We start from the raw sequence: 26142 nt of genomic DNA on the forward strand, positions 1-26142 counted from the left end.
TCGGTGCACGACCTCCGGCAGTGAACAGGACCTCTCTGGCAAATTCATGAGACCCGCCGATCCCCAAGGAGCACCGATGACCGCGCCCCGGATACTCGCCGTCGACGACGACGCGGCGATCCTCCGCTCCCTGCGCCGCGGGCTGCGGCTGGAGGGCTTCGACGTGACGACCGCCGCATCCGGGCGGCAGGCCCTCGAACTGGCCGGCGACGCGCCTCCGGACGCGGTCGTGCTGGACGTGTCGATGCCTGGCCTGTCCGGGATCGAGGTGTGCTCGCGGCTGCGCGGCCGCGCTTCGGACGTGCCCGTGCTGATGCTCTCGGCCATGGACGAGGTCGCCGACCGGGTGGCCGGGCTGGCCGCGGGCGCGGACGACTACGTGGTCAAGCCGTTCGCGCTGGAGGAGCTGGTGTTGCGGCTGCGCGCGCTGCTGCGCAGGGCCGGGCGCGCTCCCGGCCCGACGATCCGGGTGGGCCCGCTGACGATCGCCCCGGCCGCTCGCCGGGTCGCCCTCGACGGCCGCGCGGTCGAGCTGACGCGGCGCGAGTTCGACCTGCTGGAGACCCTGGCGAGGAACGCCGGCATCGTGCTGTCCCGGCAGGTGCTGCTGGAACGGGTCTGGGGCTACGACTTCGAGGTGACCGGCAACGCCGTCGACACCTTCATCGGCTACCTGCGTCGCAAGCTGGAGGCCGGCGGCGGGCCCCGGATGGTGCACACGGTCCGCGGGGTCGGGTTCGTGTTACGGGCACCGCTCCCGTCGGCATCCGCGTCGGCATCCGTGTCGGCGCCGTGAGCCACGGGATGAGGCTGTCGACCCGGTTCGCCGTCTGCTTCGCCGTCCTGGTCCCGCTGCTGGTCCTGCTGTCCGGGCTGTTCCTGCTGCGTCTGGTGTCCGAGGACCTGTACGCCGAGCGCGACCGGCAACTCGTGGCGCGGCTGCACGCGCTCACACCGGTGGCCTCTCTGTACGCGTCACGTACCGATCCGGGCATGACGCGCGACGCGCTTGAACGGTGGCTGGCCGCGGCGGCGACCGGAGGCGGCCCGGGCGGGGTGTATCTGGAGGTCCCCGGGGCCGGGCCGCTCGCCGTGGGAGAAGTGCCCCGCGGGCCGTACCCGGCGGGTGTGGCCGGGCGGCCCGCCGATCTCGTGCGGGACAAGCGGCGGTGGCGGTTCGTGCGGGCGGACCTCGGGCAGGGCGGACCGGCCCGGCTGTGGCTGTTCGAGCCGGCGGCGCACGTGAACGGGCAACGCTGGCAGCTCGCCCGGCGTGTGGTGCTGTCCACGCTGGTCGCGGCCGGGGTGGGCGTGGCGGCGGGCCTGGCTCTCGGGCGGCTCGCCGTACGGCCGGTGTCGCTGCTGCACCGGCAGACGCGGGCGATCGACCTGCCGTCGCGCGCGGCGGCCCGGCTGACCGCCACCTCGGGAGCCGTCGAGGTGGACGAGCTGGCCGGGCTGGTCAACGACCTGCTGGACCGGCGCGACGCGGCGGTGGCGCGTACGGGGGAGGCGCTGGAGACGGCGCGCGCCTTCGCCGCCACGGCCGCGCACGAGCTGCGCACGCCGTTGACCAGCATGGGCGCCAACCTGAGCCTGCTCGACCATCCGGGCCTGGACCCGGCGGAGCGGACGGAGACCGTCGCGGACCTGACCGCCGAACACGCCCGGATCCTGCGGCTGATCACCATGCTGAGCGGGCTGGCCCGCGGGGAGCTGCTCGACCGGGCGGCCTTCGCCGAGGTCGACCTGGCCGAGGTCGTCAGCACGTCGATCGAGGACGCCCGCCGCCGCCACCCGCACGCCACGATCCGCGCCTCGGTCCCGGAGAGCCTGCCCGTACGCGGATGGGCGGACGGACTGCAGATGATCGTGGACAATCTGCTGGACAACGCCGCGATCCACGGCAACGGCGATCAGGGCCGGGCCGTGGTCACCGTGGAGCTGTCCGCGCGCGGTGACGCGGCCGTCCTTTCCGTGCGGGACGCCGGCCCCGGCATCTCGCCCGCCGACCGGGAGACGGTCTTCGCGCGCTTCCACCGCCGCACCGGCAGTCCCGGCTCCGGGCTCGGGCTCACCCTCGTCCGCCAGCAGGCGACGCTGCACGGCGGCGACGTCGTCGTGGCCGACCAGGCCGACCAGGGCGGTCAGGGCGACCAGCGCGGTCAGGGCGACCAGCGCGGTCAGGGCGACCAGGGCGGTCAGGACGGCCAGGGCGGTCACGACGTCGGCACGCGGATCGAGGTGCGGCTGCCGGTGGCGGGCGGCCCGCCGCAGCGGCCCGATCCCGGCTCCTGGCTCTAGCCCCGCCGCGCCCCCGCCCTGGAACCCGCTCTCACCTGTCGCGAGCGAGGAAGCGCCGCAGGCCGGCGGCGACGCCCTCCGTGGGCACGGTCACCGCGAACCAGGACGCCTCGACGGCGAGGCCCTCGTCGATCGGCACGTTGATCCCGCGGGTCACCGCGGCCAGGCACGCCGTCACGGCCGGGGCAGAGTGGCGGATGACGCGCGCCGCCAGGTCGTGCGCCTCGTCGAGCAGGTCCTCTCCCGGGACCACCCTGTTCACCAGGCCGAGGTCCATGGCGCGCCGCGCGTCGATGGGGTCACCGGTGAGGATCATCTCCAGCGCGCGCTTACGGCCGACGAGCCGCGGCAGCCGCTGCGAGCCCCCGAAGGGAGGCGGGAAGCCGAGCGTGATCTCCGGCTTGGCGAAGGTGGCGTGGGCGGCCGCGACGGCGAGCGGCGCCGCTTCGGTGATCTCGCAGCCGCCGCCGTAGGCGAGGCCGTTGACGGCGACGACGACGGGTTTGGGGAAGGTCTCGATCCGGCGGGTGAGCCCCTGCCCCCTCCGTACGACGTCCCGCAGAGCCCGGTCGACGCCTCCGGCGATGCTCTCGGCGAGATCGCCGATGTCGGCGCCCGCGCTGAAGGCGCGCCGTCCGGCACCCGTGAGGACGACGGCCCGGACCGCCTCGTCGGTCTCCACCCTGGCGAGCACGGCCATCAGCTCGTCGATGGTGGCGTAGTCCAGGGCGTTGAGCTTGGCCGGGCGGTCGATGGTGATCGTCGTCACGGCGTCCCGGTGCGAGCACGTGATGGTGGTCATGGGCGGGGCGCTCCGATCGGGTTGGGCACCGGGATGACGTTCGTGTCGACGAGATGCCGGCTGATCGGCGCGGCGAGCCGGATCGCCTCCTCGACGCCGGTCTCGCCGAGGGTGACGACCGGACCGGCGGCGAGCCGGTCGGTGGCGTTCTCGATCTCGCGCCGCAGCACCCCGCCGGTCCTGGTGAGCCGGGAGTGCCGGTCGAGCAGGCCGCGGGCCACCAGCCTGCGTCGCGCCTCCTCCCACTCGGCGTCGATCCAGCCGCGGCTCCGCTGGATGAGCTCCCTGGAGACGTTGCCGGTCGCCACATGGGTGAGGGACGCTTCGAGTCCGGTGAGCCCGCCGTGGACGACGGCGACGACATGGCCGTCGCCGCGATGCTCGCGCAGGATCGTGGTGGCGAGCCAGAGCCGCCCGGCCACGTCGGCCGGGCGGGGCACCCGGGACCAGGCGGCGGCCAGCGCCCGCCCCTCGTAGGCGCACCCTTCGGCCGCCCGTTCGAGCAGGTCGACGAGGCGTCGCAGGGAGCCGGACGCGGTGGGCGGGAGGACCCGGCCGAGCGCCGTCCGCACCGCCGCGAGCCGGCTGTCGAGCACCTTCGCCGGGTCGGCGCTCTGCCACGCCGCGGGCAGCGCGCGGGCCACCTTCGCCGGTGCGAACGCGAAGAACAGCGCGGCCCCGGCGGCCTCGCCGACCGGCCCGACCGGGGCGGCCCGGCCCGCGAAGTAGCCCGTCCACCAGCCGGTGAGCCCGACCGTCTCGGCGGCCTGCGCCGGTTCGGGGGTGAAGTAGGCGACGGCGTGGATGGGCTCGATCGCCTCCCAGAACCGCCGGGCCAGCGTGGGGCTCGGATCCATGACGTCTCCCTGGGTCGAGAATGCCGACGGCAAGCATGTCCGTTGCCGAACGCACGAGACAGTGCCAATTTTGGGAAATGGACCATGATCTGGGGTGGTGGGTGCGCATCGCCCTTGACGGGTGGCGGCGCCGTAGCGGGCCTCACTATCGGCGGATCGCGGAGGGGATCGCCGACGCGATGGAGCGGAGGCTGGTGGCCGCGGAGGAGCGGCTGCCGGCCGAGCGGACGCTGGCGGACGCGCTCGGGGTCAGCCGTGGCACGCTCGTCCGCGCGTACGGCGAGCTCGCGGACGCGGGCTGGGTGGAACGCCGTCAGGGCGCCGGCACCTTCGTCCGCCCGCGTCCCCTCTCCGCGCACGCGCCGGTGGAGAGCGCGGCGTCCGCGCTGCTGCGTCGCCGGCTGGCCCAGGACGGCTCCGCCGGCTCCAAGGAGATCATCGATCTGTCCCTGTCGGTGCCCGCGGGCGTCGATCACCTGCCGCCCTTCGACGGCGGCATCCCGCCGCGGGAGCTGCGCGGCCACGGGCTGCACCCGGCCGGGCTGCCCGCGCTGCGTGCCGCGCTCGCCACGCACCTCACGGCGCGACTGCGCCTGCCGACCACGCCGGATCAGCTGATCGTGACCTCCGGTGCCCGGCACGCGCTGTCGCTGGTGCTCGCCGCGCTGGACTCTCCAGCGCGTTCCGTGATCACGGGCTGCCCGACCCATCCGGGGCTCGCGTCGGCCGTCCGGGGAGAGCGCCCGATCGCGGTGCCGGTGGACGCGTTCGGGATCGACGCGCAGGCCGTACGGCGCCTGGCCGTCCGCACGCCGGTGGTCTACGTGGACTCCGCGGCCCACGACCCCACCGGCGCGGTCCTCAGCGCCTCACGCCGCGACTCGCTGCTCGCCCTGGTACGGCGAGGCGGCGCGCTGCTCGTGGAGGACCTGGCCCAGGCGGGGCTGGACCTGGAGCGGGAAGGACAGCCGGTGATCCCGCTGGCGGCACGCGACGACTCCGTGATCGCCCTCGGATCCCTGTCGAAGATGTTCTGGGCAGGGCTGCGGGTCGGCTGGATCCGAGCACCCGAGTGGTTGCGCGACGTCCTGCTGCTGCTGGCTTCCGCGAGTGATCTGGCCCCGGGCGTGCCGGCCCAGCTCATCGCCGCCCGCCTGCTCGGGGCGGCCGGCGCGACCTGGCAGGACGAGCTGCGCCGCTCCCTGCGTGACCGGCGTGATCTGCTGCTGGGGCTGCTGAGGCGGCAACTGCCCGCCTGGCGGCCGGAGGTCCCGCGGGCCGGGCTGTCGGCCTGGGTCTCCCTGCCGGTCACCGAGAGCGAGACCTTCGCCCACCTGGCGGCCCGCTACGGCGTCATCGTCGCCCCGGGAGCCGCTGCCTGCGTGGACGGCAGGCACCACCACGGAGTCCGGCTCTCCTTCGCCGAGTCCCCGCGGACGCTGGAGTCCGCGGTCGACCGGCTCGTCGCCGCGTGGGAGGAGCACTCCCGCCGGCTTGCCGTCGGGCGATGACCTGGTCAGGACGGTGAGCCGTCAAGATACGATCTGCGCCGTGACGGAGCAATCCCCCGCAATTAGTACATCTCGCCTGGAAGCGTTCAGTGACGGCGTCTTCGCCATCGCCATCACCCTGCTGGTCATCGAGATCCATCTGCCCGAGGGCTGGGAGCACGACCTGCGGGGCGCTCTGGTCGGCCTGTGGCCGTCGTACGTGGCCTACGCCATCACGTTCCTGCTGGTGGGCATGGTGTGGATGAACCACCACCGGATGTTCCACTTCATCCGCAGAACCGACGGCATGCTGCTCGGGCTCAACGTGCTGCTGCTGATGGACGTGGCCTTCCTGCCGTTCCCCACGCATGTGCTGGCGGAGGCGCTGCACAGCGGCGACGGCGGGGCACAGCGGGTGGCAGCCGTCTTCTACGGGCTCGTGCTGGTGGTCGGCGGGATCTTCTACAACGCCGTGTGGTGGTACGCCTCGCTCGGCCACCGTCACCTGGGCCCGCACATCACCCCGCAGGAGGCGCGCGCCCTGCGCCTGCGCTGGGGCATGGGCCCGGTCTCCTACCTGGTGCCGACCGTGATCGGCGCCTTCAGCGCGGTGGCCGCGCTCTGCTGCTACGTGTTCCTGATGATCTTCTTCTTCTTCGACATGCGGCCGAGAAGACGCCAGGCCGTGTGACGTCGTTCCACGGCGGGGCGCCCTTCAGCAATTGAGGGTGGCGGTGGTCCGGGGGCGGCCCGAGGCGGGGGTCCAGGGCCACGGCGAACGTGCGCCCGTCGGTCACCCGGATCTCCACCGAACTCGGCCGCGAGGCCGCCCGCGCAGAGCGAGGCGACCAGCAGCGCGAGCGAGCGAGCGGGCATCGCGGATCCCATCGGTGAGGCGTCATCAAGATCATGACAGCACGGCGGCGGGATCGCGGCGGGTTCAGCGGTAGGAGCCGTCGCGAAGGTCGGCGACGGCCTCGGGGTGGCGCGGCTCCCACCCCAGCCGGTCGCGCGCCGCCTGGCCGCTGACCGACTGGTCGAGCGCCAGGGCGTCGGCGAACAGCTCGCCGAGCTCCGCCCGCGCCTGCTCCAGCGGCCAGACCCGCGGCTCGCCGGCGACCCCCGCGGCCTGGCCGGCGGCGGCCGCCAGCTCCCGCACCGGGACGGCCGGCTGGCTCACGCCGTGCCACAGTGTTCCCGCCGGCGCCTGCTCCACCACCTTGGCGAAGAGCTCCGCCAGGTCGTCGACGTGCACCATCGGCCAGCGCACCGCCGGGTCCGCCACCACCGCAGGGGCGCCGTGCCTGCGCGCCAGGCCGACCAGCAGCGCGGGGATGCCGCCGCCGCGGCCGTACACGATGCCCGGACGCACCACGGTGGCGCGGACGCCGTCCTCGGCGGCGGCGAGCACCTGGCGTTCGATGCCGGGCCGGTAGCCCACGATCGCGATCGGGTCGGTCGGCGAGTCCTCATGGGCGGTCGCCGATCCGGTGGCGCCCAGCACCCAGACGCCGCTGGTGTAGACGAACGCGCGCCCGGTGCCGCGCAGCGGGCCGGTCAGCGCCGCCACGGCCGCGGCGTCGGCGTCGGCGTCGCCGGTGGGCGTCGCCAGGTTGATCACGGCGTCGATGTCGGGCGTGACCGCCGCGGTGAGCGAGCCGGGATCGGTCAGGTCGCCGACGCGCCGCTCGTACGGGCCTTCGGGATGGGCGCCACCTGGGCGGACGAGTTCCACCACCTGGTGTCCCGCGGCCGAGAGTCTTTCGGCGACGGCCGAGCCGAGGTAGCCGCGAGCACCGACGATCAGGATACGCATGTCATCTCTCCCTCAAAAATTTCGATGTCGAAACGTTAGAGCGAGAGTCCTCCACATGTCAAACATTTCGATGTCGAGAGATTAGACTGCGGGGCGAAGCCGCCTCATCGGAAGGGGTCAGCGTGACCGACGCGATCCAGCAGGACGGAGTCGATGTGATCATCGAGGAGTGGCGGGCGGTGCGGCCCGACCTCGACAGTTCGCCCATGGCGGTCATCGGCCGCCTGTCCCGGGCGTCGCGGCTGCTCGAACGCGCGGTCAAGGAGGAGTTCGCCCGGCATGGGCTCGAGTCGTGGGAGTTCGACGTGCTGGCCACGCTGCTGCGCTCCGGTCCGCCGCACGTCCTCAGCGCCGGAGACCTGAGCGCGGCGGCCATGGTGAGCTCGGCGGCGCTGACCAACCGGGTGGACCGGCTGGTGGGCAAGGGGCTGGTCGACCGGGCGGTGGACCCCGGCCATCGGCGACGTGTGCTGATCTCCCTGACCGACCAGGGGCTGCGCCTCGTCAACGAGGTCGTCGAGCATCACCTGGCCAACGAGCGCCGGCTCCTCGAGGACCTGCCCGCCGCCGAACGCGATCAGCTGGCCGCGCTGCTGCGCCGTCTGCTCATCTCCCTCGGCGACAACGGCCGGGGTCAGGCCGGCACCTGAGACGCGGCGGGCTCGGAAGCGTCAGGCCGGCACCTGCTGCTCCGCCGCGGCGAGGCTCAGGACCAGGTCGAGCAGGCCCGGGAGGCGCTCGCGCAGGTCGTCGGCGCGGACCCGGATCCGCCGGTGCCGGCCGTCCGCGGTCATGCTGATCACTCCGGCCTCGCGCATGATCCGCCAGTGATTGGTGAGCGTCGACATCGGCACGTCCATGCCCTCGGCGAGCACGGCGCAGGTCGAGTCGGGGGTGGCCCAGGACCGCCGCACCAGTTCCAGGCGCACGGGATCGCTGAGCGCGTGCAGCACCGGCGCGAGCGTCAGCGACTCGCGGGCGGGCTCGGGCAGCCGTCGCATGCCTCGACGATACCATTGTTCGACAGTTCGGTATTATCGAACTATGTTGTGCGGCAGCATCCGCCTGACGAGAGGGAACAGCGGTGACCGCACACCAGAGCACGACGAGTGCCGCAGGCATGCGCCCGAACCGTGCAGTGCTGCTCGCAGTGGCCTGCCTGGGCCAGTTCATGGTGCTGCTCGACAGCACCATCGTCGGCGCGGCGTTGCCCGACATGCAGCGGCGCCTGCACACCGGGCTCACGGGCCTGCAATGGATCGTCGACGCCTACGTGCTGCTGGTCGCCATGCTGTTGCTGTCCGGCGGCGTCTTCGCCGACCGGTTCGGCCGCAAACGGGTGTTCCTGGCCGGCGTCGCGGTGTTCACCGCCGCCTCCGTGCTGTGCGCCGTGGCGCCCTCGATCGGCTGGCTGATCGCCGGACGGGTGGCGCAGGGCGTCGGGGCGGCGGCGCTCAGCCCCGCCTCGCTGGCCCTGCTCGCCGCCGCGTATCCCGTCGCGCAGGAACGCGTCAAGGCGATCGGGTTGTGGGCCGGGTTCAGCGGCATCGGCCTGGCCGCCGGACCGCTGGCCGGAGGCGTTCTGGTGGAGACCTTCGGCTGGCCCGCCATCTTCCTCGTCAACGCGCCCATCGGCGTGCTGCTGCTGCTGGCCGGTCTGCGGGTCCTGGGCGAGTCGCGCAATCCGGGCGCGCCGGCGATCGACGTCCCAGGGACGGTCCTGTCCGTGCTCGGTGTGGGGGCGCTGACGTACGGGCTGATCGAGGGCGGGTCCCGCGGCTGGACGTCGCCGGTGATCCTGGGCACCTTCGCCGCCGCGGTGCTGGTCCTGGCCGTCTTCGTGGTCGTCGAACGGCGTCGTCCGGCGCCGATGCTGCCGCTGCGGCTGTTCCGGCAGCGGCTGTTCACGGTGTCCAACACGGCGATGGTCGTGGTGGGTTTCGCGCTCATGGGGTCGTCGTTCTTCTTCTCCCAGTTCTTCGTGTACGTCCAGGGCAGCTCGGTCCTGCTGGCCGGCCTGCAGACCCTGCCCGCCACCCTCGCCATGGTGGTCGTCAGCCCGTTCGCGGGCCGGTTCGCCGCCAGGTACGGCTTCCGGATCGTCGTCACCATCGGCCTGGCGCTGGCCGGGGTGGGGCTGCTGACGCTGGGCCTCACGCACGCGGACACCGGCTACGCGAACGTGTGGTGGCGGCTGGCGATCATCGGCATCGGTTTCGCCCTGACCATGTCCCCGCTGACCGGCGCCGCCATCCAGGCGGTCAGCCCGCAGGAGGGCGGCCTGGCGTCGGGCGTCAGCAGCACCACCCGGCAGATCGGCGCGGTGCTCGGCGTGGCGGTGCTCGGTGCCGTGGTCCGCACCCGGGAGGCGGGTGGCGCGTCGTTCGAGGCGGGCCTCGACAGCGCCTTCGTCGTGGCCGGCGTGGTGACCTTGGCGGGCGCCGTGCTCACCGGGCTGTGGCTGGTGAGGTCCAGGTCCGCGGAGGTCGCCGCGCCGGGGACGCGGCCCGCCGGCTCGGCGACGGCCACGACGCCGTCCTGAGTCAGGCGCTCGGGCGCGCCGGATGCCGCCGCGTGAAGGCCGCCCGGTAGGCGCTGGGCGTGAGGCCGGTCCGGCGTGAGAGGTGCCGGCGCAGGGAGTCCGTGGTCACCAGTCCGCTGAGGTGCGCCACCTGGTCCATGGGCAGGTCCGTGCTCTCCAGCAGTTCCCTGGCCAGCTCGATCCGCTGATGGAGCAGCCATTGCAGCGGGCTGAGACCGGTCTCGGCGAGGAAGCGGCGGGTCAGGGTGCGGACGCTGGTGCGGGCGTGGGCGGCCAGGGCGGTCCGGGTGAGGGGTTCGCGCAGCCGTTCCAGTGCCCATGCCCGGGTGGCGGCGAGCGAGGTGCCGGTCTCCGGCGGCAACGGGGACGCGATGAACTGGGCCTGCCCGCCCGGGCGCACCGGCGCGGCCACGACGAGACGGGCCACCGCGTTGGCCGTGGCGGCGCCGTAGTCACCGCGTACCAGGTGGAGGCACAGGTCGATGCCGGCGGACAGGCCGGCGGAGGTCAGGATGCCGCGGTCCTCGACGTAGAGCACGTCCGGCCGCAGGTCGACCGACGGGAAGCGGCGGCGGAACTCCTCCGACCTGGCCCAGAAGGTGGTGGCGCTGCGGCCTTCCAGCAGGCCCGCCTCGGCGAGGACGAAGGCCCCGGTGCAGATCGAGGCGACGCGCCTGCCCGCGTCCGCGGCGCCGCGCAGGGCCTCCAGCACGCGCGGATCGACGTCGTCGCGGGCGCCGGTCCCGGTGACGATGACGGTGTCGCTGTCATCGACGATCTCCAGCCCGTACGGGACCGTGAGCTGGAGGCTTCCGCCGGTGGCGACGGGGCCGGGCTCGGCGGTGCAGACGCGCACCGCGTAGCCGGGCCGGCCGTCCACGGTCGTCGAGCCGAGGACCAGTTCCGGGATGGACAGGTCGAACGTGGTGACCGGCGGCACGGCGATGACGGCGACCCGATGCATGGCCCGAACCTCCGGATGTCTGGCATTCGGGCCACTACCTTAACGATCGGCCTCGGTGGAGGGTGGAGCCGCACCCCCCTCGTACCTCGGAGGTAGTGATGTCCTTGCACGTCATCGTCGGCGCCGGAGCCACCGGATCGGCCGCCGCGCGCCTGCTGGCCGAATCCGGGCGACAGGTCCGCCTGGTCACCCGGCGCGGCGGCGGCCCGGTCCATCCGCGGATCGAGCGGGTGGCGGCCGACGCCGGCGACGCGGACCGGCTGACGGAGCTGGTCGCCGGGGCGGAGGTCCTGTTCAACTGCGCCATGCCGCCCTACGACCGCTGGCCCGCCGAATGGCCGCCGCTGGCCGCGGCGCTGCTGGCCGCGGCCGAACGCGGCGCCGCGGATTACGTCATGCTCGGCAACACCTACGGGTACGGCCCGGCCGAGGGGCCGGTCGCCGAAGGGGCGCCGATGGCGCCGAGCAGCCGCAAGGGCCAGGTCAGGGCGCGGATGTGGCGCGAGGCCCGAGCCGCTCACGAGGCCGGCCGCGTGCGGGTGACCGAAGTGCGGGCCAGTGACTTCCTCGGGGCGGGGGCGTACTCGCCGTTCACGCTCATGGTGGGGGCCCAGGTGCTGGCCGGCGCGCCGGCCGCCTACCCGGGCGACCTGGACGTGCCGCACAGCTGGACCTACACCGGCGACGCGGCCCGCACGCTGGTCGCCGCCGCCCGCTCCGAGCGTTCCTGGGGACGCGCCTGGCACGTGCCGTCCACCTCGGACCTGCCGGTACGCCTGCTGGCCGCCCGCCTCGCCGCGGCCGCCAGCGCCCCCGCTCCCCGGCTGCGGCACATGCCGTCGCGCGAGCTGGAGGAGATCGCCCGCACCGACTCGGTCATGGCCGAGTTCCCGGAGATGCTGTACCTGTACGACCGGCCGAACCTCCTCGACGACTCCGCGACCCGTGAGGCGCTCGGCGTCACGCCCACCCCGATCGACGACGTGCTGGAGGAGATGGCCGCCGCGGCCGACCGTCCCGCGCCGGCAGCCGGTTCGCGACCTTGAAGTGATCTCGAGGCGTCATCCTCGTTCCCATGATCCGTCCATCATCGGCGGCGTTGGGGGTGCTGCTCGCGCTCGCCGGCTGCGCCGGGCAGCCCGCCGGACCGGCGCCGTCGGCGCCCGCCGAGCCGACACCGGCCGCCGCCCCGCAGACGCCGTCCCAGCAGACGCCGTCCCCGCAGACGCCGTCCCAGCAGGGCGCCGTCCCCGGCGCGCACCAGTTCCACGCCACCGAGCTGCGGCCCGGCGACTGCATCGAGCCCTTGCCCGAGACGTTCATGGTGACCGTCGTCCCCTGCGACGTGCCGCACTCGGCGGAGTTCGCCACCACGTACGTCCTGGCGGACGGCCCGTATCCGGGAGCGGACCTGACCCGGCTCATGGAGAACGGGTGCTTTCCCAGGATGCGCATCAAGGAGTCGAAACGGGACGTGATCGGTCTGTGGGGACTCGGCCCGGCGGAGAGCGACTGGCCGCGGTACCGGACCGTGTACTGCCTGGCCATGCGCCTGGACGGCCAGAAGATGACGAAACGGGTGGTCAAGTGACCGCCCGTCCCGTGGGCCGGCCGCGCGGGCTGCCGACCCGGCGCATCCGGCTCACTCCTCCGGAGGAAGGCGGGGGATGTCGGCGCGATAGAGGCTGAGGAGCAGGCCGTACGCCTCCGCGCCGGGGTTCGCGGTCTCGTGCCGTCCGGGGTCCAGCGCCTCCAGCCGTTCGGCCAGGGCGCGGGCCTCGTCGGGAGTGAGCCACAGGTGGCGCAGCGAGGTGTGGTCACCGGGTCCGGAGCGGGCCGGCAGCATCTCGGCCAGGGCGGCGCCGAGCAGGAACTCGGCCCCGACCCCGGCCTCCTCGCCCAGCCGGAACCCCTTGCTGACCAGCTCGAAGCGTTGTTCGGTGCCGCCGCGCACCTGCCGCGTGCCGGCGAGGCGGACGAGCCCGGCCTCGCGCAGGATGCGCACGTGGTAGCCGACCGTTCCCTTGGTCGAACCGAGTGCCGCGGTCAGCTCGCCGAGCGTGGCGGGGCGCTGGCGCAGCAGGTTCACCACGCGGTGGCGCAGCGGGTGCCCGAGTGCCTTGAACTGCGCGGGCGAGCTCAACGTCAGGGGGTCTCCCATGACGTAAGTGTCTAGGAACCTCGACGCTTTTGACAAACCAAGGAGCCCGGGGGCAGACTGCCCGTCGCGACCAAAGCGTCTAGCTTTCTCTACGCTTTGGCGCCCGACGCCTGAGGAAGGACCCCCGCATGCCCCTGTCCACGGCCCATGTCGCGACCGACCGCCCGGCGCGCTACGTCAAGCAGCTGATCTCCCACATGGGCCACAAGGCCACCGCGGAGCTGACCGGCGCCGGCCGGGGCAGCATCACCTTCCGCGACGGCACCTGCGCGCTGGCCTCCGGCCGGGACGAGCTGGTCCTGGTCGCCGCCGCCGCGGATCTCGACTCCCTGGCCGGCGTGCAGGACGTCGTCACCCGGCACCTGGTGCGCTTCGCCACTCAGGAGGAGGTCCGCGTCGAGTGGAGCGCCCCGGCCGACGGCGAGGCCCTGGAGATCGTCCCCCCGGCCGTCCAGGACTACCTGCTCGCGCACTGCACCCCGGCCGACCAGGTGCTGACCGAGCTTGCCGTTGCCACGCGGGAGGAGACCGGCCGCTCCGCGGGGATGCAGGTCTCGCCCGACGAGGGTGCTCTGCTGGAGATGCTGGTCCGGCTCGCCGGCGCCCGCCGGGCCATCGAGGTCGGCGTGTTCACCGGCTACTCGGCTCTGTGCATCGCCCGCGCGCTGCCGGCCGACGGCTACCTGCTCGCCTGCGACGTGAGCACCGAGTGGACCGGCATCGGCCGGCCCTTCTGGGAACGCGCGGGCGTCCAGGACCGCATCGACCTCAGGATCGGCCCGGCCCTCGACACCCTGCGGGCGCTGCCCGAGGAGCCGGCCTTCGACTTCGCCTTCGTCGACGCGGACAAGGTCAACTACCCCGCCTATTACGAGGAGATCGTCCCGCGGCTCGTCCCCGGCGGCCTGCTCGTCCTCGACAACGTCTTCCTCGGGGGCACGGTGCTCGACCCGGCCGTCCAGGAGCAGGACCAGCTGGCGATGCGCCGGGTGAACGACGCCCTGGCCCGTGACGACCGGATGGACTGCGTGATGCTGCCCGTCCGTGACGGCGTCACGCTGGCCCGCAAGCGCTGAACAGGGCCCGATCGGGCGGGGCGATATCATCGCGATCATGGCTGATTGGGAGCTTCGTCCGGCTTCGGCGGCGGACGTCGAGGCGGTGGCCGAGCTGCGGGCCGTGGTGATGCGGCCGGATCTCGAACGGCTCGGGCGGTACGACGAGCACCGCGTACGGCAGCGGCTGCGGGACGCGTTCGTGCCGGGGCACACCTGGATGATCGAGCTGGGCGGCGCCTTCGCCGGCTGCGTGGCGCTGCGTCCGGCGAAGGACGCCTACTGGCTGGAGCACTTCTACCTGGACCCGGCCCTGCACGGCAGGGGCATCGGCTCCGCCGTGATGAGCCGGCTGCTGGAGCGGTGCGACCGCGAGAACGCCGTGGTCCGGCTGAACGTGCTGCAGGGCAGCCCGGCCCGCCGGCTGTACGAGCGGCACGGGTTCACGGTCGAGGCCGAGGACCCGGTGGACGTCTTCATGGTGCGCGGCCCCGCGGGAGCCGGGTGATCCGGGTCAGCCGGACATCTCCTGGCGGAAGACGATCGCGGTGCCGAGCGCCGCGTCAGCCGGCACGAACAGCTCTCCTGGCCCGGTACGGGCGATCGGGACGTCGTTGTCGCGCAGAAGCCGCTCGGTGAGCTTGATGTCCCGTACGGACACCGCGTAGCCGGCGAACGCCGGCAGAGCCGCCGGACGTTCGCCCGGCAGCAGTTCGGCGAGCGCCGACGCGGCCACGACGGTGACGTTCGCCCGATCGAAGCAGGTCACCCGGCCGTCCGGTGTCCGGCCGTCTCGCGTCGGGCTGTCTCGCGGCGGGCCGAAGTACGTGCCGTACCGGCGCTCCAGCTCCGGCAGCTCCGGGTCGGCGACGCAGAGCAGGCATGCCGCCAGCCCGGTGGCGCCGTTGGGATGCTCGGTGTGCCGCCGGTCCTGGACCGCGGCGGCGGGCGCGTTCTGGGCGAATCCGAGCCGGCCTTCCGGTACGCGCCCCGCGGGCAGATCGGGATCGGAGATCTCCAGGTAGCGGGCGGGCTCCGTCGCGGTCCCCGTCGCGGTCTCGACAGGGCGCTGGACGGCGTGCACGCCGCCGTGGCCGACGCCGGCCGCGGTCAGCCGCGCGGCGACGCCGTCGATGTCCGGCGTGTCGGCGATCATGATGTGGAGGCCCTGGAAGCGCTGGAGGAAGGACCTGATGCTGCCGGCGGTGGCGTGGATGGCCGCCCTCAGCCCTGGCAGCTTGTCGTCGGGCACCCGCAGCGGGATCGGGCGGGCGTCGCCCGGCATGGCCCCGGCGTCGTCGACGGCGGCCACGAGCTCGACGAAGGCGCGGGGGAAGCGCACGTGGCTGTTGGCCACCCCGAACGGTTCGGCGGGGCCTCCCGCGACCCGCGGCAGGACGGGGTAGGCGGGCGCCGACACGATGAAGCCGAGCCGGCGGTACAGCTCCGTCGCCTTGCTCATGTCCCGCACGATGTGCCCCACATGATGCAGGCCGGTCACGTCGTCACCCATGCCGGGCCACCTCCAGAGATATGAGAGCGTACTTTATTTTGAAAGTCTACTATCATTTTATTGGTTGCGGCGGGGCGAGCCGGGCCAGCCGATCGCGGACGTCGTCGTCGAGGTCGGCCGGGAGGAGCTCGTTGCGCAGGGCGGGCAGGGTGTCCCCGCCCGGCTCGGCGGCCGGCGCGTTCAGCGCGGCGGCCAGGTCACGGGCTTGCTCCGTGCCGTGTTCCAGGCGGCGCGGCGGCCGTCCGCTCCCGTCGATCCCGCACACCAGGACCTCGACCGGCCCTTCGGGCACCATCCGCTCGTCGCTGCGGTCGGTGAACGACGTCATCACCGGGTCGACGCCGGTGCGCTCCACGAGGCGTAGCTGCCGCCCCTCGGTCCGCACGTGCCGGCGCATGAGGTTCGGTCGGGATCGGGCCGGTGCAGCTCGTCAGGATGGTGTGCTGGGAGACGCTGATCGCGACGGCCGCCGGGGCGCTGCTCGGAACGGGCATCGCCGCCGCGTCCCTCACCGCGCTGGGCGAGGCGCTGACCGGGGAGCCGTGGTTCGCGTACTCCTTGCCGCAGTACGCCGGGCTGGTGGTGGTCTGCGCCGTGAGCGGCCTGGCGGGAGGGCTCGTCTCCACGCGCGGGGCACGGCGGGAGCCCTCCTGACCGGCACCGAGGGCTAGGCGCGGAAGAACGCCCGGAGGTCACCGATCAGCAGGTCGGGGGTCTCCAGGGCCGCGAAGTGGCCGCCCCGGTCGAACTCCGTCCAGCGGACCACGTCGTGCGCCTGGTCGGCCAGCGGGCGGACCGAGAAGTCCGTGGGGAAGACCGCCACCGCGGTCGGCACCGTCCCGCGCTCCCTGGGCGCCCACATGGTGACGTCGTTGAACCGCTCGTAGTAGGTGTGCGCCGCCGAGCCCGCCGTGCCGGTGAACCAGTAGATGCTCACGTCGGTGAGGATCCGGTCCCGGTCCACGGCTTGCTCGGGGAGCTCGGCGGCCGGGTCCGTCCAGTCCTTGAACTTCTCCACGATCCAGGCGAGCTGGCCGGCGGGGGAGTCGTGCAGCGCGGCCGCGAGCGTCTGCGGGCGCGTGCCCTGGACCTGCATGTACGCGCCCAGCTTCGCCTGCCACTCCTTCATCCCGGCCAGCCGCCGCCGCTCGCCGTCGGTCAGCGAGCCCATGATGGCCGGATCGCCGTTCGGGAACGTGAGCAGGCCGTTGACGTGCACGCCGATGACCTCGTCCGGCGCGGCGCGGCCCACCAGCGGCGCGATGAACGCGCTGACGTCGCCGCCCTGCACGCCGTATCCGGCGTAGCCGAGCCTGGACATCAGCTCCGCCAGCGCCGCGGCGGTGCGGCCGTCCGTCCAGCCGGTGCCGGGGAGCGGGCCGGAGAAGCCGTACCCCGGCAGCGACGGGATCACCAGATGGAAGGCGTCGGCGGCCTCGCCGCCGTGGGCCACGGGGTCGGTGAGCGGGCCGATGAGGTCGAGGAACTCGACGACCGAGCCGGGCCAGCCGTGCAGGAGCAGCAGCGGGGTCGCGCCGGGCTCGGGGGAGCGTACGTGCAGGAAGTGCACCTGCGCGCCGTCCACGGTGGTGGTGAACTGCGGGTACGCGTTGAGCGCCGCCTCCTGGGCGCGCCAGTCGAAGCCGTCGGCCCAGTAGGCGGCGAGTTCCCGCAGGTATCCGGTGGGAACGCCGCGCTCCCAGCCGGTGCCGGGCACCTCCGGGGCCCAGCGGGTACGGAGCAGCCGCTCACGCAGGTCGTCGAGGTCGGCCTGCGGGATCTCGACACGGTACGGGTGGATCTCGGTGTTCGTCATGTCGGCCACGGTATGAGCCATTGGTGTCAGGTTCGGGCACCAATGGCGGCCACAATGAGATCCATGGTGGAGACCTCGGCGCGGCTGCTGCGCCTGCTGTCGCTCCTGCAGGCGCGTACGGACTGGACCGGCGCCGAACTCGCCGACCGGCTGCGGGTCGGCCTGCGCACCGTGCGCCGCGACGTCGAACGGCTCCGCGAGCTCGGCTATCCGGTGGACGCCACCCCGGGCGTGGCCGGCGGGTACCGGCTCGGGGTGGGGGCCGCGCTGCCGCCGCTGCTGCTCGACGACGAGGAGGCCGTGGCCGTGGCGATCAGCCTGCGCACGGCCGCGACCGGCAGCGTCGCCGGCCTGGAGGAGGTGGCGGTGCGGGCGCTGGCCAAGCTCCAGCAGCTCCTGCCCGCACGGCTGAGGCACCGGGTGGAGGCGTTGCGCGCGGCGACGGTGCCGCTGCCCGGGGAGGCCGCTCCGGAGGTGAGCGCCGACCTGCTGGCCGCGATCGCCGCGGCGTGCCGCGATCGGCGCCGGCTGAGGCTGCGGTACCGGGGGCGCGACGGTGTGACCGCCCGCGAGGTGGAGCCGGATCGGCTGGTGCACACGCCGCGCCGGTGGTATCTGCGGGCGTGGGACGTGGCCAAGGACGACTGGCGCACCTTCCGGGTGGACCGGATCGAGGAGCCGCTCGGGCCGCCGGGGGCGCGCTTCACGCCGCGGACGCCGCCCGGGGAGGACGCCGCCGCCCACGTCGCGCACGCCATCACCTCGGCGCCGTACAGGTACCAGGCCCGGGTCCTCTTCCACGCCCCGCTGGAGGCGGTGGCGCCGCGCACGTCGCCCGCCGCGGGGCGGCTCGCGGCCGTGGACGCGCGTACCTGCCTGTTCACGGCCGGCTCCAACTCGCTGCGCGAGCTGGCGGTGCACGTGGCGGTGAAGGGGTTCGACTTCGAGGTGCTGGACCCGCCGGAGCTGGTCCCGGTGCTGCGCGAGGTCGGCGACCGCCTCGGCCGCGCCGCGGCCGCGTCGGACCGGGGTTCCGGGCTGAGCCGCGAGCCGGACGATCCACGACGTTGACACGGTACCTCCCGCACCATGAAACTCTCCTGCAACAGTCAACGCCCATGCTGTAAACGTTTACGGGAGCTGCCATGCCCAGGTGGAGCGGCGCCGGGATACTGGCCGCCCTCGCGTTGGTCCTCCTGCTGGCCGTGCCAGGCGAGGCCGACGTGACGGCGCCGAAGGGCGGGACCCTGACCACGGGGTCCGCGCCGTCCAAGGCCCTGGGCGAGGACATCGCCTTCAACCTCTACCTGCCGTACGGCTACGACACCGGCGGCGAGCGCCACCCCGTGCTGTACCTGCTCCACGGCCGGGGCGACACCATGCAGGCATGGACCCGGGTCAAGGACACCCTCGACCAGATGATCCGGACCAGGCGGATACCGCCCGTCATCGCCGTCATGCCGGACGCCCCGTGGAGCGAGCGCGGAAGCTGGTACGTCGACAGCCGGTACACCGGCTCCGACCTGCCGGGACGCCCGGTGGAGACGGCCCTGACGCGCGACCTGGTGGCGTACGTGGACGCCACCTACCGCACGGCGCCCATCCGCGAGGCCCGCCTGGTCGGCGGCTACTCGATGGGCGGCGCCGGGGCGCTGCGCCTCGCCCTGGCCCACCAGGACCTGTTCGGCTCGGCCATGGTGCTCAGCCCCGCCGTCTACACGCCGCTGCCGCCCTCCGACTCCTCCGCGCGCGACTACGGGGCGTTCGGACGGGACGGCGAGAAGTTCGCCGACGAGGTGTACCAGGACCTCAACTACCCGGCACTGCTGCCGAAGCTCGACCCCGACCGGCCCGTACGGCTCTTCGTGGCCGTCGGCGACGACGAGTACGCCAACCCGGCGCCGGCCGACGCGCACCACGACCTGGACTTCGAGTCGGCCGCCCTCTACAACGCCGCCCGCAGGTCACCGGCGCTCTCCGCGCAGTTCCGCGTCCTCGACGGCGGCCACGACTGGACCGTCTGGTCGCCCGCCTTCGAACAGGCCATGGCCGAGCTCGGCCCGGCGCTGAGCGTCACGCCCCCGGCGGGCCTGCCCGGCCCGCTGCTCGGCACGGCCGCCGCCGACTGGGCCGGCGGCGTCGCGGCCCACGCCGACGGCACGCTCACCACCGGGTTCGCGGCCGGCGGGCCGGTGGCGGGCCAGCCGTACGGTGGCCGCCTCGACGCGGTGCTCGCCAGCACGGGGACGCGGAGCTGGACGCGGCAGCTCGGCACCGCCGCCGACGAGCGCCTGTACGGCGTCGCGGCCCTGCCCGACGGCGGCGTGCTCGCCGCCGGGTACACCAAGGGCGACCTGGACGGCCGTCACCCCGGCAACGCCGCCGACGACGCGTTCGTGGCCCGGCTCGCCGCGGACGGGTCCGTCTGGTGGATCACCCAGTTCGGCGACCCCGCCGCGGCCGACCGGCTCTACGGCCTGACCGCCGCGCCCGACGGCGGCGCGTACGCGGCCGGCTACACCAAGGGCACGCTCGACGGCCCGAACAGCGGCGACAAGGACGCCCTGCTCGCCCGCCTCACCCCCGACGGCCGGCTCTCCTGGGTCCGCCAGTACGGCGGCGCCGGAGAGGACAAGGCGTACGGCGTGGCCGCGGACGCCTCCGGCGTCTACGTCACCGGCAGCACCACCGCCTCCCTGCCCGGCACGAGCGCGCTGGGCGGCCTCGACGGCTGGATCGCCGGGTACGCGCCCGACGGCGCCAGGCGGTGGGCCACGAGCGCCGGCGGCCCGGGTGACGACCGGCTGAACGCCGTGGCGGTCACGACCGCGGGCCTGGCCGTCGCCACCGGCGCCAGCGGCGGTGACCTGCTGGCCACCGCCTACACCGGCACGGGCCGGCAGCGCTGGACCGCCGCCGTCGCCACCCCCGCCGCCGACGAGGGCGCCGCCGTGGCGCCCCTGCCCGGCGGCGAGGTCGAGGTCGTCGGCTACACCAGGGGCCGGGTGGGCGTGATGGCTGGTGGCGCCGACGTCCTGACGGTGCGCCTGGACGGCAAGGGGCAGCGGCGGGCCGCCGCGCAGTTCGGCACGGCGCGGGACGACGCGGCCGACCCGTTCTCCGAGCCCGACCTGTACGCCGCGGCCACCCCCTCGGGGAAGGTGGCCGTCTCCGGCCTGACCTACGGCGCCCCGGCGGACGGCGCCGCGCCGGGCAACGGCGACGTCTTCGTGGCCGTGGTCGATCCGTCCACCGGCCTGCCCGTCCCCTGACCGGCCCGCCGGGTCAGACCTGGGGGACGGACGGGGCCGAGCCGAAGGTGCCCTCGCGGCGGATGGTGTGCCAGCGCAGCCGTACGCCCAGCACCGCGGTCGCCACCGACTGGATCACCACCAGGTACATGAGCTGCCGGTAGACGAACTGCTGCAACGGCAGCACCCACAGCGCGGAGACGCGCTCACCGTCGAGCCGCAGCGCGTACCAGCCGGTCAGCGCCTGGGCCACCACGAACCCCGCCCACACCGCCACCACCGGCAGCGGATCGCCCAGAACGGTCTGGTAGACCGCCATGAGGTCGACGACGGGGGCCAGCAGCGGCAGCACCACCTGGAACATCGCCAGGTAGCCCAGGCAGCGCCGGCCGAACGGCCCGCGCTCCAGCACGGCCCGCCGGTGCTTCCACATGGCCTGGAGCGTTCCGTAGCACCAGCGGTAGCGCTGCTTCCAGAGCTGGCCGAGCGACGTGGGGGCCTCCGTCCAGGCCAGCGCCCGCTCCTCGTAGACCACGCGCCACCCGAACCGGCACAGCGCCATGGTGAGGTCGGTGTCCTCGGCCAGCGTGTCGGTGCTGACGCCGCCGAGCGCCACCAGCGCCGAGCGGCGGAACGCGCCGATCGCGCCGGGCACGGTCGCCATGCAGTCGAGCAGTTCGAACGCCCGCCGGTCGAGGTTGAACCCGATGACGTACTCCATGTGCTGCCAGCGCCCGATCATGCCGCGCCGGTTGCCGACCTTGGTGTTGCCGCTGACCGCGCCGACCGACGGGTCGGCGAGCTGGCGGATCAGCCGGCCGATGGTGGCGGGCTCGAAGACGGTGTCGCCGTCCACCATGATGATCAGCTCGTGCCGGGCCTGCGTGATGCCGGTGTTGAGGGCGGCGGGCTTGCCGCCGTTGGGCCGCCGGATGACCCGTACGTTGGCGTACCCGAGGGCGGCGGCGAGGTCGGCGGTGTCGTCGGTGGAGCCGTCGTCGACGACGAGCACCTCCACCTCGCCCTCGTAGTGGGTCTCCACCAGCGAGCGCACGGTCGCCTGGATGCCGGCCGCCTCGTTGTACGCGGGCACGATCACCGTGACGGGCGGCGGGGCGGACCACATGGGGGCGCGTCCCTTCCGCCGCTTCCCGCCGCGCGTACGGCGGGCGTGCACCCACGCCAGGACGGCGAAGAAGATCAGCCGCGCCAGCGTCAGCGCGCCGGCGGCGAACAGCACCCACGACAGCACCCCGGTGAAGGCGCCGGCGGCGCGCTGGGCGGCGTTCAGGACGGCGCCGCCGAACCGGTCCGTGCCGTCGGCCTGCCGGTGGGCGGAGGGCATGCCGAGCGCGCCCGTCACCGTGACCGCCCGGTAGCCCTTGCCGGACAGCTCGGTCAGGACCCGGTCGAGCCCCTCGACGGTCTGCCGCCGGTCGCCGCCCGAGTCGTGCATCATGACGATCGCCCCGCGTCCCCGGGAGGGCAGCGCCGACGCGGCGATCCGGTCCGTTCCCGGCCGGGCCCAGTCGCGGGTGTCGAGGTCGGTCAGCGCGACCAGGTACCCCTCGGCGGCCAGCGACCGCATGCCGTCCCACTGCGGCGCGGTGATCGCGGAGGGCGTCGAGGAGTACGGCGGGCGGGCCAGCGTCGTGTGCAGGCCGGTGGCGCCCGCGAGCGCCTTCTGCGTCAGCGACAGCTCCAGCCTGAGCCGCCAGCCGGGCACGGAGGCGAGATCCGCGTGCGTGTAGGTGTGGTTGCCCAGCTCGTGGCCCTCGGCGACGATGCGCCGGGCCAGTTCGGGGTACTGGGCGACCTTCGAGCCGACGGTGAAGAACGTCGCCTTGGCCCCGTGCTTCTTGAGCACGTCCAGGACGCGCGGGGTCCAGATGGGGTCGGGGCCGTCGTCGAAGGTGAGCGCGATCGTCCGGGCGGCCGGGCGGGCGCTGGAGGGGGCGCCGGCGGTCAGGTTCAGCACGGGGCCGCCGCGCCGGGCCTTGGCCAGCTCGGCCGAGGGGCGGCCGGTGGCGGGCGGCGCGGCGTGGGTCTCGCCGGTGACGCCGGTCACGTACCCGTTGAGCGTGAGCGCGGCGGCGACGAGCAGCAGGCCGACGGCGAGCAGGAACCAGTGTCCGCGCGGGTCGGCGGGACGCCTGGCGGCGCGCTCGGGGATGGTGACGGGTGCTGCCCGGAATGCCGGGCGGCGGGCGCGTGGGGGCCGGTGGCGGGCGCGTGCGGTCCGGTGGCGGGCGCGTGCGGTCCGGCGGCGGACTCGGGACGTCCGGTGGCGGGCGCGTGCGGTCCGGCGGCGAGCTCGGGACCTACGATGGCCGGCTCGGGGCGGGTGGCGGGTGGCTGCTCGGGGCGCCGGCCCGCGGCCGGGTCCTGCCAGGCGGGGACGGGCGGCGGGGGCCAGACGCGCAGATCCTGGGCGGTCACTTCCTGGGGCCCTTCGTCCGGTCCGGGTCGAGGCCCGGCGGGACCCGCCTGGTGGGCGTCGGGTCGGCCGTCGTCTCGCCGGGTGTGGGCGACGGCTCGGTGGTGGGCTCCTCCGAGGGCTCCGTCCGATCGGTCGGCTCCTGGCTGGGCGTGGGGCGCCGCGTCTCGCTCGGCTTGGGGGTCGGCCGCCGGGAGGGCGTCGCGCTCCTCGTGACCGCGGGGGTGGGCCGCGTCTGGACGGGGGAGGGCGTCGGGCGCCTGGTCGGGTCCGTGCGGGGGGTCGGCGAGCGGTGGGGCGAAGCGGTGGCGCCGACGCCGTCCGGCTGGTTGCCCGGCCATCCGCTGACCGACAGTGTCGTACGGGAGAACGCGCCGCCGATCACGACGGCCAGCACCCCGATGGCCAGCACGCTGGACACGATCCCGGCCAGCATGACCAGCCGTCGGCGACGGCCGCTCTGGTCGACGAAGACGGCGGTGGTGGAGTGCTGCTCTGGTGACACGGTGAGTGATGGTAGTGGCCCCCGATAACTTGTGGGGAAATTTAGGCTTTAACGAGGAGCGATCCTCATCTGACGGAGCGCTGCCGACGATGCCCGATCATGTCCTGCTGGACGGGCGGATGTCCTGCTATGCGGCTCGATGGCGGTTATGACGGTCCGTGTCAGGCGTCAGGGACCCGCGACGCCGACCGCCGAGAACTGTCGGTGGGGCCTGTCACGATGCCGTCGCTGTACTCCGATTCCAGGTCCTGACCCGGCGCTCGCCCCGCGTCCCCGGGGGAGATGAGGCGCTTCGTGACCGAGTCCGGCCGTAGGTCGCTGCGGACGATGGCGGCTCCCCTCGCGGTACGGGGCTTCCGCCACTACTACCTCGGCCAGACCGCCTCGGCCTTCGGGGACGCGCTGACGCCGCTGGCCCTCGCGTTCGCCGTGCTCGATCTCACAGGCTCCCCGGCGGACCTGGGGATCGTCGTGCTGAGCACCCGCGTCCCGATCATCGCGCTCACCCTGGTGGGAGGCGCGTTCGGTGACCGGTTCCCGCGCCGCGGCGTCATGCTGCTCGCCGACGTCGTCCGGTTCCTGGCGCACGGGCTCACGGCGGTGCTGCTGCTCACGGGCACGGCCCACCTGTGGACGCTGGTGGCCCTCCAGCTCGTGGCGGGCACGGGATCGGCGCTCTTCAACCCGGCCGCCGTGGGGCTGGTGATGTCGCTGGCGGGCAAGGAACGCCTGCAGGAGGCCAACTCCCTGCTGTCGATCTCGCGCAGCGCCACCTCGATCGCCGCGCTCGGCGCCGGCGGCGCGCTGGTGGCGACGGTGGGGTCCGGGTGGGCCGTCCTCGTGGACGCGCTGACGTTCCTGGTGAGCGCGGTGTTCCTCTGGCGGCTGCCCCGGGCGGTCGCCACCGAGCGGCCGCCGCACCGTGCCGGGCTGCTGGCGAGCATCGGCGAAGGAGTGCGAGAGGTGGCCGGACGGCCCTGGCTGTGGATCTGGATCGTCCACGTCGCGCTCACGAACATGATCGCCGTGGCTCCCGTGGTGGTGCTCGGGCCGTACGTGGCCGACGAGCACCTCGGCGGGGCGCCCGCCTGGTCGGCGATCGGCATCGGCTACGCCGTCGGCGGGCTCGCCGGAGGCGTGGTCGGCGCGCGATGGAGACCGGCCCGGCCGATGGCCGCCGCGTTGGCCTTCTTCCTGCTGATGGCGCCGCTGCCGGCCCTGCTCGCCGTGCCCGCCGCGACCTGGCTGCTGGCGCCGGCGGCGAGCCTGGCGGGGCTGCAGCTCGTGGTCTACAACGTGCTGCAGACGACGACCCTCCAGCGCCGCCTGCCCGAGGAGCTCGTGGCGCGGGCCGGCTCGGTGGTCATGCTGGGGGCGCTGGTGGCCGCGCCGCTCGGCATGGGCATGTCCGGGCCGTTGGCGGCGGCCTGGGGCGCCGACACGGTGCTCGCGCTGAGCGCGGGGCTGCTCGTCGTCTTCACGCTCGCCACGCTGCTGGTCCCGGCGGTGTGGAAGGTGCGGGACGATCTATCGGACGAGGTTCCGGGGGAAACCGCGGAGGCGGAGGCGGAGGCGGAGACGCCCTCGCGCTGAGCCTCATGTCAGCCCGAGGTATGTCAGCCCACGGTCTGATGTGCCGGGCCGAGGAAATACGCGAGAGTGTGACCGGCCGGCCGGTGTCCGGCCCCCCGAGTCGAATGGGAGGAGGGCGGAGTGCACGCCCCGCGCAAGAGACCCCGCAGGATGTGGGCACGGGCCGCCGTGGCGCTGGCGACGCTGCTCGTCGCCGCCGTGGCCGGGGTGGCCGTGGCCTACCCCTCCGTCGCGGCGACCACCTGTCCCGGCTGCTACGGCCTCACCGAGCTGGAACCCGGCGTCTACGCGGAGAAGGGCCTGTCCGCCGAGCAGCGGGAGCGGATCCACCGCACCGTGGCGGCCGCCCGCGCCCGGATCGAGGGCTTCTACGGCCCACCGGTCAGCTCGCCCCGCCTGCTGGTCTGCGCGACCGATGCCTGCTATGCCCGCATCGGCGGCAAGAAGGAGCGCGGCATCGCGATCCTCAACCGGTCCGTCATGCTGTCGCCCCGAGGGCTGGACACCGTGATCGCGTCACACGAGATGTCCCACGTCGAGCTGCACGCCCGCCTCACCTCCGGCGTGGAGGTGCCGCAGTGGTTCGACGAGGGGCTGGCGGTGGTGGTCTCGGACGACCCTCGTTACCTGCGTCCCGAGACCGCCGGTGACCGCTGCACGACTCCGCCGGCGGGGCCGCTGCCCGTGACGCTGGAGGAATGGCTGGCGGCGGCCGGCAAGGACGCCACCACGTACGCGAAGTCCGCGTGCCAGGTGCACCGCTGGCTGCGGTCCCACGGCGACCGCCAGGGGCTCCTGTCCTTGATCGAACGGCTCAACGCGGGCGGGTCCTTCGCGTCGGAGACGAGCACGGCTTCCACTCCTTCGGCCGAGCCTCCCTCACCCGGCGCGCCCACCACCCCTGGGGACTGATGCGCCGCGCCCCTCACCGCCCGGCCGCTTCCCCTGGGTCCGTGACGATCTACGGGGCACACCGCGAGTTCGCACGAGAGAGGCCAGAGGCCGGTGTGGGGCTTGTACCGGTGGTGTGCAGGTA

General features: G+C 74.0%; 26 protein-coding genes. 15 read left to right on the forward strand and 11 right to left on the reverse strand.

Annotation, left to right across the window (positions count from 1 at the left end):
* Positions 1-76 precede the first annotated feature (76 nt).
* Positions 77-796, forward strand: a complete 720-nt coding sequence (locus HT134_RS25090) for a response regulator transcription factor (RefSeq protein ID WP_175602901.1) — start codon at positions 77-79, stop codon at positions 794-796.
* Between the two features lie 8 nt (positions 797-804).
* Complete coding sequence (locus HT134_RS25095; protein ID WP_175602902.1) at positions 805-2304, forward strand: sensor histidine kinase; 1500 nt, start codon at positions 805-807, stop codon at positions 2302-2304.
* A gap of 31 nt (positions 2305-2335) precedes the next feature.
* Here the strand turns inward: HT134_RS25095 and HT134_RS25100 are convergent, their stop codons facing one another.
* Together HT134_RS25100 and HT134_RS25105 are read right to left on the reverse strand one after the other, a co-directional pair.
* Entirely contained in the window at positions 2336-3106 is a 771-nt protein-coding gene (locus HT134_RS25100) for a crotonase/enoyl-CoA hydratase family protein (protein ID WP_175602903.1), read from the reverse strand.
* The gene (locus HT134_RS25105; RefSeq protein ID WP_175602904.1) at positions 3103-3963 is read right to left on the reverse strand and encodes an SCO6745 family protein; all 861 of its coding nucleotides are present in this window, start codon (positions 3961-3963) and stop codon (positions 3103-3105) included. Before HT134_RS25105 ends, HT134_RS25100 begins: the two co-directional genes overlap by 4 nt.
* Positions 3964-4040: 77 nt before the next feature.
* On the opposite strand from HT134_RS25105, the gene HT134_RS25110 reads away from it, so the two are divergent.
* A complete protein-coding gene (locus HT134_RS25110) occupies positions 4041-5474 on the forward strand; it encodes an aminotransferase-like domain-containing protein (RefSeq protein WP_175602905.1) in 1434 nt (477 codons plus the stop codon).
* A gap of 40 nt (positions 5475-5514) precedes the next feature.
* The gene (locus HT134_RS25115; protein WP_175602906.1) at positions 5515-6144 is read left to right on the forward strand and encodes a TMEM175 family protein; all 630 of its coding nucleotides are present in this window, start codon (positions 5515-5517) and stop codon (positions 6142-6144) included.
* Between the two features lie 249 nt (positions 6145-6393).
* Here HT134_RS25115 and HT134_RS25120 read toward each other — a convergent pair whose 3' ends face one another.
* Positions 6394-7269: an NAD-dependent epimerase/dehydratase family protein gene (locus tag HT134_RS25120; RefSeq protein ID WP_175602907.1), complete on the reverse strand. Its 876-nt coding sequence runs from the start codon at positions 7267-7269 to the stop codon at positions 6394-6396.
* A gap of 122 nt (positions 7270-7391) precedes the next feature.
* On the opposite strand from HT134_RS25120, the gene HT134_RS25125 reads away from it, so the two are divergent.
* A complete protein-coding gene (locus HT134_RS25125; RefSeq protein WP_312888401.1) occupies positions 7392-7919 on the forward strand; it encodes a MarR family winged helix-turn-helix transcriptional regulator in 528 nt (175 codons plus the stop codon).
* A 21-nt stretch (positions 7920-7940) separates the two neighbouring features.
* Here the strand turns inward: HT134_RS25125 and HT134_RS25130 are convergent, their stop codons facing one another.
* Positions 7941-8270, reverse strand: a complete 330-nt coding sequence (locus HT134_RS25130) for an ArsR/SmtB family transcription factor (protein WP_175602908.1) — start codon at positions 8268-8270, stop codon at positions 7941-7943.
* A gap of 119 nt (positions 8271-8389) precedes the next feature.
* Here HT134_RS25130 and HT134_RS25135 point away from each other — a divergent pair, with 119 nt between their 5' ends.
* Positions 8390-9811 carry an MFS transporter gene (locus tag HT134_RS25135; protein ID WP_175602909.1) on the forward strand — a complete coding sequence of 474 codons (1422 nt, stop codon included), beginning with the start codon at positions 8390-8392 and terminating at the stop codon, positions 9809-9811.
* Position 9812: 1 nt separating this feature from the next.
* Here the strand turns inward: HT134_RS25135 and HT134_RS25140 are convergent, their stop codons facing one another.
* On the reverse strand, positions 9813-10775 hold the full coding sequence (locus tag HT134_RS25140; RefSeq protein WP_175602910.1) for a GlxA family transcriptional regulator: 963 nt from the start codon (positions 10773-10775) through the stop codon (positions 9813-9815).
* Positions 10776-10873: 98 nt separating this feature from the next.
* Between HT134_RS25140 and HT134_RS25145 the strand changes: the two genes are divergently transcribed.
* Positions 10874-11821, forward strand: coding sequence for an NAD-dependent epimerase/dehydratase family protein (locus tag HT134_RS25145; RefSeq protein ID WP_175602911.1), 948 nt, complete (start codon positions 10874-10876; stop codon positions 11819-11821).
* Positions 11822-11850: 29 nt separating this feature from the next.
* On the forward strand, positions 11851-12366 hold the full coding sequence (locus tag HT134_RS25150; protein ID WP_175602912.1) for a hypothetical protein: 516 nt from the start codon (positions 11851-11853) through the stop codon (positions 12364-12366).
* A 51-nt stretch (positions 12367-12417) separates the two neighbouring features.
* On the opposite strand, the gene HT134_RS25155 is transcribed toward HT134_RS25150, so the two are convergent.
* Positions 12418-12936, reverse strand: coding sequence for an ArsR family transcriptional regulator (locus HT134_RS25155; protein ID WP_175602913.1), 519 nt, complete (start codon positions 12934-12936; stop codon positions 12418-12420).
* A 128-nt stretch (positions 12937-13064) separates the two neighbouring features.
* Here HT134_RS25155 and HT134_RS25165 point away from each other — a divergent pair, with 128 nt between their 5' ends.
* Positions 13065-14012: a DUF2218 domain-containing protein gene (locus HT134_RS25165; protein ID WP_217708316.1), complete on the forward strand. Its 948-nt coding sequence runs from the start codon at positions 13065-13067 to the stop codon at positions 14010-14012.
* Between the two features lie 37 nt (positions 14013-14049).
* The gene (locus tag HT134_RS25170; protein WP_175602914.1) at positions 14050-14499 is read left to right on the forward strand and encodes a GNAT family N-acetyltransferase; all 450 of its coding nucleotides are present in this window, start codon (positions 14050-14052) and stop codon (positions 14497-14499) included.
* Positions 14500-14505: 6 nt separating this feature from the next.
* On the opposite strand, the gene HT134_RS25175 is transcribed toward HT134_RS25170, so the two are convergent.
* Together HT134_RS25175 and HT134_RS25180 are read right to left on the reverse strand one after the other, a co-directional pair.
* On the reverse strand, positions 14506-15504 hold the full coding sequence (locus HT134_RS25175) for a VOC family protein (protein WP_175602915.1): 999 nt from the start codon (positions 15502-15504) through the stop codon (positions 14506-14508).
* Between the two features lie 52 nt (positions 15505-15556).
* The gene (locus tag HT134_RS25180) at positions 15557-15901 is read right to left on the reverse strand and encodes a hypothetical protein (protein ID WP_175602916.1); all 345 of its coding nucleotides are present in this window, start codon (positions 15899-15901) and stop codon (positions 15557-15559) included.
* A gap of 23 nt (positions 15902-15924) precedes the next feature.
* Here HT134_RS25180 and HT134_RS25185 point away from each other — a divergent pair, with 23 nt between their 5' ends.
* Positions 15925-16158 carry an ABC transporter permease family protein gene (locus HT134_RS25185; protein WP_175602917.1) on the forward strand — a complete coding sequence of 78 codons (234 nt, stop codon included), beginning with the start codon at positions 15925-15927 and terminating at the stop codon, positions 16156-16158.
* 13 nt (positions 16159-16171) lie between these two features.
* On the opposite strand, the gene HT134_RS25190 is transcribed toward HT134_RS25185, so the two are convergent.
* A complete protein-coding gene (locus HT134_RS25190) occupies positions 16172-17320 on the reverse strand; it encodes an epoxide hydrolase family protein (protein WP_175602918.1) in 1149 nt (382 codons plus the stop codon).
* 63 nt (positions 17321-17383) lie between these two features.
* On the opposite strand from HT134_RS25190, the gene HT134_RS25195 reads away from it, so the two are divergent.
* Together HT134_RS25195 and HT134_RS25200 are read left to right on the forward strand one after the other, a co-directional pair.
* The gene (locus tag HT134_RS25195; protein ID WP_175602919.1) at positions 17384-18391 is read left to right on the forward strand and encodes a helix-turn-helix transcriptional regulator; all 1008 of its coding nucleotides are present in this window, start codon (positions 17384-17386) and stop codon (positions 18389-18391) included.
* Between the two features lie 74 nt (positions 18392-18465).
* A complete protein-coding gene (locus HT134_RS25200; RefSeq protein WP_175602920.1) occupies positions 18466-20592 on the forward strand; it encodes an alpha/beta hydrolase-fold protein in 2127 nt (708 codons plus the stop codon).
* Between the two features lie 13 nt (positions 20593-20605).
* Here HT134_RS25200 and HT134_RS25205 read toward each other — a convergent pair whose 3' ends face one another.
* Together HT134_RS25205 and HT134_RS25210 are read right to left on the reverse strand one after the other, a co-directional pair.
* Complete coding sequence (locus HT134_RS25205; protein WP_312888403.1) at positions 20606-22639, reverse strand: bifunctional polysaccharide deacetylase/glycosyltransferase family 2 protein; 2034 nt, start codon at positions 22637-22639, stop codon at positions 20606-20608.
* A 367-nt stretch (positions 22640-23006) separates the two neighbouring features.
* Positions 23007-23513: a hypothetical protein gene (locus tag HT134_RS25210; RefSeq protein ID WP_175602921.1), complete on the reverse strand. Its 507-nt coding sequence runs from the start codon at positions 23511-23513 to the stop codon at positions 23007-23009.
* A gap of 282 nt (positions 23514-23795) precedes the next feature.
* Here HT134_RS25210 and HT134_RS25215 point away from each other — a divergent pair, with 282 nt between their 5' ends.
* Positions 23796-25106, forward strand: a complete 1311-nt coding sequence (locus HT134_RS25215; RefSeq protein ID WP_175602922.1) for an MFS transporter — start codon at positions 23796-23798, stop codon at positions 25104-25106.
* Between the two features lie 120 nt (positions 25107-25226).
* Positions 25227-26018 (forward strand): hypothetical protein, encoded by a 792-nt coding sequence (locus HT134_RS25220; RefSeq protein ID WP_175602923.1) that lies wholly within the window; start codon positions 25227-25229, stop codon positions 26016-26018.
* Positions 26019-26142: the final 124 nt, after the last annotated feature.

The organism is Nonomuraea rhodomycinica (assembly GCF_013363995.1).
GTDB lineage: Bacteria > Actinomycetota > Actinomycetes > Streptosporangiales > Streptosporangiaceae > Nonomuraea > Nonomuraea rhodomycinica.

Bases quoted from the DNA above. Each gene is read 5' to 3' on its own strand.
- HT134_RS25090 (WP_175602901.1), top strand. From the start codon at position 77: ATGACCGCGCCCCGGATACTCGCCGTCGACGACGACGCGGCGATCCTC.
- HT134_RS25095 (WP_175602902.1), top strand. From the start codon at position 805: ATGAGGCTGTCGACCCGGTTCGCCGTCTGCTTCGCCGTCCTGGTCCCG.
- HT134_RS25100 (WP_175602903.1), bottom strand. From the start codon at position 3,106: ATGACCACCATCACGTGCTCGCACCGGGACGCCGTGACGACGATCACC.
- HT134_RS25105 (WP_175602904.1), bottom strand. From the start codon at position 3,963: ATGGATCCGAGCCCCACGCTGGCCCGGCGGTTCTGGGAGGCGATCGAG.
- HT134_RS25110 (WP_175602905.1), top strand. From the start codon at position 4,041: ATGGACCATGATCTGGGGTGGTGGGTGCGCATCGCCCTTGACGGGTGG.
- HT134_RS25120 (WP_175602907.1), bottom strand. From the start codon at position 7,269: ATGCGTATCCTGATCGTCGGTGCTCGCGGCTACCTCGGCTCGGCCGTC.
- HT134_RS25130 (WP_175602908.1), bottom strand. From the start codon at position 8,270: ATGCGACGGCTGCCCGAGCCCGCCCGCGAGTCGCTGACGCTCGCGCCG.
- HT134_RS25135 (WP_175602909.1), top strand. From the start codon at position 8,390: ATGCGCCCGAACCGTGCAGTGCTGCTCGCAGTGGCCTGCCTGGGCCAG.
- HT134_RS25140 (WP_175602910.1), bottom strand. From the start codon at position 10,775: ATGCATCGGGTCGCCGTCATCGCCGTGCCGCCGGTCACCACGTTCGAC.
- HT134_RS25145 (WP_175602911.1), top strand. From the start codon at position 10,874: ATGTCCTTGCACGTCATCGTCGGCGCCGGAGCCACCGGATCGGCCGCC.
- HT134_RS25150 (WP_175602912.1), top strand. From the start codon at position 11,851: ATGATCCGTCCATCATCGGCGGCGTTGGGGGTGCTGCTCGCGCTCGCC.
- HT134_RS25155 (WP_175602913.1), bottom strand. From the start codon at position 12,936: ATGGGAGACCCCCTGACGTTGAGCTCGCCCGCGCAGTTCAAGGCACTC.
- HT134_RS25165 (WP_217708316.1), top strand. From the start codon at position 13,065: ATGCCCCTGTCCACGGCCCATGTCGCGACCGACCGCCCGGCGCGCTAC.
- HT134_RS25170 (WP_175602914.1), top strand. From the start codon at position 14,050: ATGGCTGATTGGGAGCTTCGTCCGGCTTCGGCGGCGGACGTCGAGGCG.
- HT134_RS25175 (WP_175602915.1), bottom strand. From the start codon at position 15,504: ATGGGTGACGACGTGACCGGCCTGCATCATGTGGGGCACATCGTGCGG.
- HT134_RS25180 (WP_175602916.1), bottom strand. From the start codon at position 15,901: ATGCGCCGGCACGTGCGGACCGAGGGGCGGCAGCTACGCCTCGTGGAG.
- HT134_RS25190 (WP_175602918.1), bottom strand. From the start codon at position 17,320: ATGACGAACACCGAGATCCACCCGTACCGTGTCGAGATCCCGCAGGCC.
- HT134_RS25195 (WP_175602919.1), top strand. From the start codon at position 17,384: ATGGTGGAGACCTCGGCGCGGCTGCTGCGCCTGCTGTCGCTCCTGCAG.
- HT134_RS25200 (WP_175602920.1), top strand. From the start codon at position 18,466: ATGCCCAGGTGGAGCGGCGCCGGGATACTGGCCGCCCTCGCGTTGGTC.
- HT134_RS25215 (WP_175602922.1), top strand. From the start codon at position 23,796: ATGAGGCGCTTCGTGACCGAGTCCGGCCGTAGGTCGCTGCGGACGATG.